Source organism: Geobacillus sp. CCR (assembly GCF_052906625.1).
The window spans coordinates 1-7,167 of record NZ_JBREBQ010000064.1; the positions used below are offsets into that span (position 1 = coordinate 1).

Sequence of the window (7,167 nt, forward strand, 5' to 3'; positions counted from 1 at the left end):
ATCCTAGTGGTATCGAAAGCACTTACGAGACCTCCTTAATGTTGATTTCACCGCTAACATTATTGCCAGGATCTCGTCAGTGCTTTCTCTTTTTTGTCACTAAATCACAAAATTTGGTGATGAACCTCTTTTCATAAGCTGCAGCAATCAATCTCTTATATCCTTCACGATCTTTTTTTCGTGAAGACACTCCCTCGTCCAGAATTTCCTCCACAATTGTACACTGATATTTTTCGGCTAAATCATAGGCGCTACGACGCTGTGTTTCCATTGTCTGCTTATGCGTGGAATGCCGACCATAAAAAACCCCTTTCATGCCTGGTGTCAAAATCTTAGATAAGTCCAATTTCTTCCCTTCCCTCCAATCCTGTAAATAATGGATGACGGAAAATAATTTCAATTTTCTCTTTACTGACCCGAACACGAGAGATAATGTCCTGCAGCAATTCTATTTTTTGATCATCTGCCATGTCTGGATCAATCATTTTCAACGATGACTCCTGTTTCCAATCATGTATCGTCTTAAACTTTTCGCTTATTTCGAAAATCCTGGATTCTAATTCGGATTTAACAAACAAGCTTTGTTCATATTTCTTTAACATCTGTAACATCGACTTGTTTAATTGAAGTTCTTCTTCCTTTGCCAGAGCATGCTCCACTGTCTGTACCATGCTTTCCTCTAACTGTTTCAGTTCGCGGTCAATTTGCTCAATGGCTTCGATATATCCCTTTGTCTCTCCCTTGTATATTTTCTCAATAACCTCCGCAAATTGCGTATGAATAATTTGGTTAAAGAACTCATTCGCATGTTCAATAACTGTGTTTTCTAACCAATCTTTTGATGCTCGCACTTTGGAATGTTTTTTACATTTATACACTAAAAACGTTTTACCCTTCAATTGATGTGGCTTGCCATGCATTACTTGATTACATTCATCACAATAAACAAGATCTTTTAATAAAAATACATGGTTTTCATTTTGATTTTCTTTTGATTTTTTGCGTCTCTTTACAACCTTACTCATTTTCTTTTGAACGTTTTCCCATACTGTTTCATCGACAATCTTAAGATGCGGCACATCTTTTTCAATTTCTTCTCCCTTTATGTGAGATATTCTTTTTCCTTTGTAAATAGGGTTTGTAAGAACGTTTTGCATATTAGAATAGTTCCATTCCTTATTATCTTTAAAGCGCAGTCCCAATTCGTTTACTATCTCTACAAATTTTGTGAGGGAGCTAAAATCTTTTTGCAAAAATAAATCATAAACGTTTTGGATTGTCTTTACTTCCTCTTCAACTAAAATCCAATCAGACTCCTCCTTATCCTCTTCAAGATCCTCTCGGGGTGATCGATACCCAAATGGAATACGTCCCCCAGCATGTTTTCCTTCTCTTGCTACAGTTACTTTAGAATCTTGCAATTTTTGAACCAATTTTTCAGCATCTTCCTGATTCATGGCGGCGACAATCCGTTCAATTAATTCAGCCTCCGCCGTATACATCATAGGAAATTCAAAGCTCGCTGCGAAAATGACATTTACCTTATGCTGCCTTAGTAAATCATATAAACTCATATACTGTTGTACATTTCGTGCCAAGCGGCAACGGCTGTACACAATTAAATTTTTTACCCGCCCCTTTTTTATTTCTTCGATTAGCTGCGCCATACCCTTTCTCTCTTCTATTTTCTTTTTTCTGGCGGACGTTTCTCGATCCATAAACTCATCATCGATCAATAAACGGTTTTTTGCTGCTACCTCATGCACATGCTGCATTTGCATTTCAATGGATAACTTCTGCTTTTCTTTGCTAATCGAGTTGCGGTAGTAAGCAACCGTTTTCAATCATCCAACACCTCCGAGTCCCTTTTCGTTTCTTGCCTGTTCTGTATTTGCTTCAAAATAATATCTGTGTACAAGTCAAACCACTTTTCAGCTGCCTCTGGATCATGAACATATTGAATAGAAACGACTTGGCAAGTTACTTTTGGGATTTTTCTTTTCATTTCTATCTCTCCTCAAAAAATTTATGATGTTTTTCTAAAACTTAAGCTTACAAACAGGATTTTTTTAGATGAATGTTGAAATACAATAAAGCCTTTGTTTCTAACCAAACCTGTATTTCTTTGAAAATACATGCGTCTAGCCATTTTTATGGAGGAATTCGAATATGTTGCAACATATAGGAGAACGAATTCGTGTGCTAAGAAAACAAAAAGGAATCAGTTTAAATGCTTTCGCTGAACGGTTAAATGTTTCTCCCGCTTATCTCAGCAATTTAGAAACGGGTAAAACAGACACCATTCAGCTTTCACTTCTCGAAAAACTTCAAGAAGAACTCTCACTCCTTCCTGTTGAAACAACACATTCCACTGATAGCGAATTCGATATTCGGATCCAACATGTCATGCGACAACTAAAGGAATTGGAACAAAAGCACCCAGAAATTGCTGATTACCTCCTTTCCACACTGGAGCGAGGAGTTCATTTGTTTTTGAATGAAAACTCCACTCGCTAATTTTATGATGAACAAATTTTGGTAATTTTATTCATAATAATAAACATCTGTTCATAATAATGAATAAAATTAACAAAAAAGGAGAGCCTAACCATCGACCGGTTGGCTCTCTTTTTGTTGGAAGGCAACTTGAATCTGTTTTGCTTGTTCCTGACCGATTTCTTTATGCAATAAGTGATGAATTGCGCTTCCCTTAAACTTCTGTTCCCATGCAACCATTTTTTCTTGGATCATTTGAGCAACAGGGTGGCTATGAAGATCGTGGATGTCGTCAAATGAAAATTTTCCTAAACTGCTATTTACGGAGAAGCGGACTTTCACATCTTCCATCGGTATTCCCCCTTTGCTCATACATATGCGAAGAATGGGATAGGACAACCCTGTTAATCGTTCAAACTCATTGTTTGCTTCATCCAAACATATATATGGGATATGGACAAACAGAGTTGGAGGCAATCTGTATGAAAGACACTTTTCAAGAAAGATCGATTGCTTTATATTGCCGCGTTTCTACGGACGAACAAGCTCGGGAAGGGGTTTCGCTCGATGAACAACAAGAACGGTTAAAAGCTTACTGCCGGGCAATGGGTTGGAATGAGGAACCACTACTTTTTATAGATGACGGTTATTCTGCTAAAAATCTTGATCGTCCGGAGTTAAACCGTTTATTACAGGAAGTAAAAAAAGGTACGATTTCAAAAATATTAGTCACGAAATTGGACCGTTTGAGCAGGCGATTATTGGATCTTTTGAAATTAATTGATACGTTCCAAGAATATAACGTTTCATTTATTTCGATTAGCGAATCGTTTGACACCAATACTCCGTCCGGACGTCTTACACTCCAAGTCCTAGGTGCGGTTGCCGAGTTTGAACGGGAACGAATTCGGGAACGTGTTTTTGAAAACATGCTGCACGCAGCCAGACAAGGAAAATGGTTAACACAAAGCCCTTACGGTTACAGATTAGATGTAAATAAAGAATTAGTTATTTATGAACCAGAAGCACAAATCGTTCGAAACGTTTATGATTGGTATCTAAATAAAGGGCTCGGCTACTATGCGATTGCTAAAAAGCTAAATGAAGAAGGAATAGCTTCTCGTCAAAAAAAGGAATGGTCGATTCGTGCTATTAAACGAATGCTTACCAATCCCGTATATAAAGGAACTCTGGTTTGGAACCGTATCGACTCCAGTAAATCGAAGCGGGTAAAAAAAGATGATGCCGATTGGGTTGTCGTTGAAGACGCTTGTCCAGCTATTATTGATCAAGTTACATGGGAACAAGTACAAAAAAGAGTAAATAAAAAACAAATGGCACCTCGAGCACAAACAAGTCCCCATTTGCTTGGTGGACTATTAAAATGCGGCAGATGTGGTTCAGGAATGAGCATTGGTTGGTCAGGTTCACCGAAAAATCGCTATCGTGTTTATCGTTGTTCCGCTAACAAAAACAAAGGAACGTGTACAAGCAAACAGTACCGCGCTGACGATGTGGAGTCATGGTTTAAACATGGGTTATTAAAGTTAGCCGATTCGATTAACACCCAAATGATTCCTCATCTTATTCAAAGGGCTGCTGAAAACGAAGAGAGCACAATCGAGCAAAAAATTCGAGCCGCCAAAAACCGTTATAAACGAAAAGTGGAAGCGTACACGGCAGGACTCATTGAGTTAGAGGATTTAAATGAAGAAAAAAAGCGGATGGAACAAATCATTGCAGAAGCTCAAAAAGCGGAAAATGCTTCTTTAGTGGATGTAAAAAAGCTTGAGGCAATGGTGAAAGAAAAAATAAACAATGTGATCGATGCAATCGATGTTTTACCAGTCCAGGAAGCAAAATCATTCATTAAAACGATTGTTGAAAAAGTGATTTTACTTGATGAAAAGGATATTGAAATCGTATTAAACATTCAGTAAATGGAGTTGACAGCATGAAACCGATCACCTTACGCCAATTGCTCGATACTAATCAATTTCAGAATCTGCTTCATCTAAAAAAAGAACTGATCTCTTACAAAAATTCGGGTGTCATTTTTTATAAAGAAGTAATGAGTTCGCTTGAAATCGACACGCCATTTGAGTTGTATTTTGTGTTGTCAAAAGGAGGAATTGAATACGAAAACGCATTCCCAATACCAATCGATCTTTACAGAGAGTATTTAACATATAACCGTCCTCCAGAGTACCTTTTGCGCTTTTACCAAGAATACTACGGAACAAAAAACATCCCATCCGACCGATTTTTTCAAACATTAAACGTTTTTCAAGCTAAAAAATATGCTTGGTTTTACAACTCACGAGAGGACGGTAAGTATGGATTGGGTACCGTTTGATACACCACTAGAAAAACATCCAAATAAAGCTTTAATCACCTATATGGCAAGACAGTTTGATATCGAACCTGTACTGATGCACCATTTGTTTATTCACGGCATCGACAATTGCGAAAAAGTATCACGATTCTTATTTCCGACTATAGATGATTTTCATGATCCATTTCTCATGAATGACATGAAAAAAGCGATTATACGCATTATTAAAGCTTTGATACAAAAAGAAAAAATTCTGATTTATGGTGATTATGATGTAGATGGAATGACAGCAACAGCTATCCTGTACAAAGCTTTAAAGAAATTTAAAGCAGATGTCCATTATCGATTGCCGCTTCGTAATGAAGGGTACGGTTTGTCACCGAAAGCAATAGAAAAAATTCCGGAAGATGTCTCTTTAATTATTACAGTAGATAATGGATCAAGTGCCCACTCTGCCATGGAAGTCGCAAAAAGAAGAGGAATGGATGTCATTGTTACGGATCATCACGAAGTTTTAGGTCCGCATCCTGACTGTTATGCGTTTATTAATCCGAAACGACATGACAACACTTATCCGTTTCCGCATCTATCCGGTGCGGGAGTCGCTTTAAAAGTCGTACAGGCACTATTTATGGCGGGAAAAATTCCATGGGATAAACATGTTTACGAATTTATTGAGTTTGCGACATTAGGTACGATTGCGGATCTAATGCCTCTCAAAGGAGAAAATCGTATTATTTGTAAACTTGGATTGCAGAAAATGAACTATACACCAACCCCTGTATTAAAAAAACTCTTTGAAATGTTACGAATTAAATATGTCGATAGTTCCACCATTAGCTTTCAAATTGGACCGATTTTTAACTCGTCGGGACGAATTGGAGATCCAAACGAAGCTGTCGATATCCTAGTCAACCCTTTATGTACAAAAGCAGATCTTTACGCATTAATTACTTTAAATAAAAAGCGGCAACAAATGACAAAAGAACAATTCCAACGTATTGAGGAACAAATTATTCAAAACCAATGGTACAAACAAAATGTTATTGTCGTTTGCGATGATTTTCACAGCGGAATAATCGGTCTCATCGCCGCAAAAATAGCAAATAAATTCAAAAAGCCAGCGGTTGTGATTTCCTTGACAGGAGCCGGTTCTGCCAGAAGTGTAAACACGACTGATTTTTCCATCATTAATGTGATTAAGAAGTGCTCCCACTTCTTAACCAAATACGGTGGTCATCGAGCCGCTGCTGGTTTTTCGATGCCACTCGATTTCGACCATATCCATGCTTTTAAAGAAGCGATTCAACTAGCAGCCTTAGACGAACCGCCACTAACTCCAAAATTAAAATATATTAGTACAATTCCCTTACATCAGTTCCCTATGCATATTTTTGATGACTTAGGCGTTTTAGAACCATTCGGAATGTCATTTCCAAAGCCGTTGTTTTATTGCTCACCGCTGGTAATCAAGCAATTCCAAGTATTCGGAAAAAACAATGAACATTTAAAATTAATAACAAATGATAAAAAAGCCATTGCCTTCTTTAAAGGAGCAATGGCAAACAAACTCCAACAACAATCGTTAGCTGAATGTCTTTACACTCCTAGCTGTCCGATAAAAAAAGATTTTTTAATTCATGATCTTCGTTTCATCCAATAACAAAAGAGCCTTGGAAAAAGTTAAATACAATTAACAAAATATACTGTTTTTTGCAGAGGAGGACATAACCCACAACGAGGGGCTGTACATTGACAGAATGGTATATGGAAATAACACAATTGTATTTGGATCTAACTCTAGTGGCAGATTTATTTTGGTTCGCTATGAATCCGAGAATAATCTGCCACTTTTATATATACAAAGTGATTACATAATATAAAATTCATAATCAGTCTATACCTACAACTGGACTGCGACGCTCAAGCAATACCACATCACGCCATACCCCATTTAACTTTCCTATACGTTGTCGGATACCAACTTCACGAAATCCAACACTTTGATGTAAACGTAAACTTGGTATGTTTTCAGGGAAAATCCCTGCTGTTAATGTCCAAAATCCTTTTGCCTCGGATTCTTTGATCATAGCTTGTAGAAGTTTTTTTCCCACTCCTTTTCCCCGACTCACATCTCGAACATACACACTCACCTCTCCCACCCCTTCATACACGCAGCGATCCGATACTTTACTTATCTTACACCAGCTGTAAATTATCATTTTATTTCAGCACAAAACGCCCATTTTTTTGCACATTCTTTCAGAAAGCCCTCTCCCCTTTTCTGAAGGAATGTGCTAAATTTTTTGTGAATTGTTTCGGACAAAGATTTCCAT

General features: G+C 37.5%; 8 protein-coding genes and 1 pseudogene. 4 read left to right on the forward strand and 5 right to left on the reverse strand.

Annotated elements, in window-relative coordinates; genetic code table 11:
- Positions 1-76: 76 nt before the first annotated feature.
- Genes ACVBDQ_RS17255 through ACVBDQ_RS17265 form a run of 3 tightly spaced genes read right to left on the reverse strand, consistent with a single transcriptional unit; the run spans position 77 to position 2,005 of the window.
- On the reverse strand, positions 77-346 hold the full coding sequence (locus tag ACVBDQ_RS17255) for a recombinase family protein (RefSeq protein ID WP_446663371.1): 270 nt from the start codon (positions 344-346) through the stop codon (positions 77-79).
- Positions 333-1,844 carry a recombinase family protein gene (locus ACVBDQ_RS17260; RefSeq protein WP_446663372.1) on the reverse strand — a complete coding sequence of 504 codons (1,512 nt, stop codon included), beginning with the start codon at positions 1,842-1,844 and terminating at the stop codon, positions 333-335. Before ACVBDQ_RS17260 ends, ACVBDQ_RS17255 begins: the two co-directional genes overlap by 14 nt.
- Positions 1,841-2,005: a hypothetical protein gene (locus tag ACVBDQ_RS17265; RefSeq protein WP_011230102.1), complete on the reverse strand. Its 165-nt coding sequence runs from the start codon at positions 2,003-2,005 to the stop codon at positions 1,841-1,843. The genes ACVBDQ_RS17260 and ACVBDQ_RS17265 overlap by 4 nt, the downstream gene beginning before the upstream one ends.
- Positions 2,006-2,169: 164 nt before the next feature.
- Between ACVBDQ_RS17265 and ACVBDQ_RS17270 the strand changes: the two genes are divergently transcribed.
- Positions 2,170-2,517: a helix-turn-helix domain-containing protein gene (locus ACVBDQ_RS17270; protein ID WP_020753785.1), complete on the forward strand. Its 348-nt coding sequence runs from the start codon at positions 2,170-2,172 to the stop codon at positions 2,515-2,517.
- 87 nt (positions 2,518-2,604) lie between these two features.
- Here the strand turns inward: ACVBDQ_RS17270 and ACVBDQ_RS17275 are convergent, their stop codons facing one another.
- Positions 2,605-2,847 (reverse strand): hypothetical protein, encoded by a 243-nt coding sequence (locus ACVBDQ_RS17275; protein ID WP_025038995.1) that lies wholly within the window; start codon positions 2,845-2,847, stop codon positions 2,605-2,607.
- A 131-nt stretch (positions 2,848-2,978) separates the two neighbouring features.
- Between ACVBDQ_RS17275 and ACVBDQ_RS17280 the strand changes: the two genes are divergently transcribed.
- From ACVBDQ_RS17280 to recJ, 3 genes are read left to right on the forward strand one after another with little or no spacing between them, the layout of a single operon-like run.
- The gene (locus tag ACVBDQ_RS17280) at positions 2,979-4,436 is read left to right on the forward strand and encodes a recombinase family protein (RefSeq protein ID WP_025038996.1); all 1,458 of its coding nucleotides are present in this window, start codon (positions 2,979-2,981) and stop codon (positions 4,434-4,436) included.
- Between the two features lie 14 nt (positions 4,437-4,450).
- Complete coding sequence (locus tag ACVBDQ_RS17285) at positions 4,451-4,852, forward strand: hypothetical protein (protein WP_025038997.1); 402 nt, start codon at positions 4,451-4,453, stop codon at positions 4,850-4,852.
- The gene (recJ, locus tag ACVBDQ_RS17290) at positions 4,833-6,494 is read left to right on the forward strand and encodes a single-stranded-DNA-specific exonuclease RecJ (RefSeq protein WP_025038998.1); all 1,662 of its coding nucleotides are present in this window, start codon (positions 4,833-4,835) and stop codon (positions 6,492-6,494) included. Before ACVBDQ_RS17285 ends, recJ begins: the two co-directional genes overlap by 20 nt.
- Positions 6,495-6,723: 229 nt before the next feature.
- Here the strand turns inward: recJ and ACVBDQ_RS17295 are convergent.
- Positions 6,724-7,047, reverse strand: a pseudogene (locus ACVBDQ_RS17295) (N-acetyltransferase family protein); the annotation flags it as partial.
- Positions 7,048-7,167 lie beyond the last annotated feature (120 nt).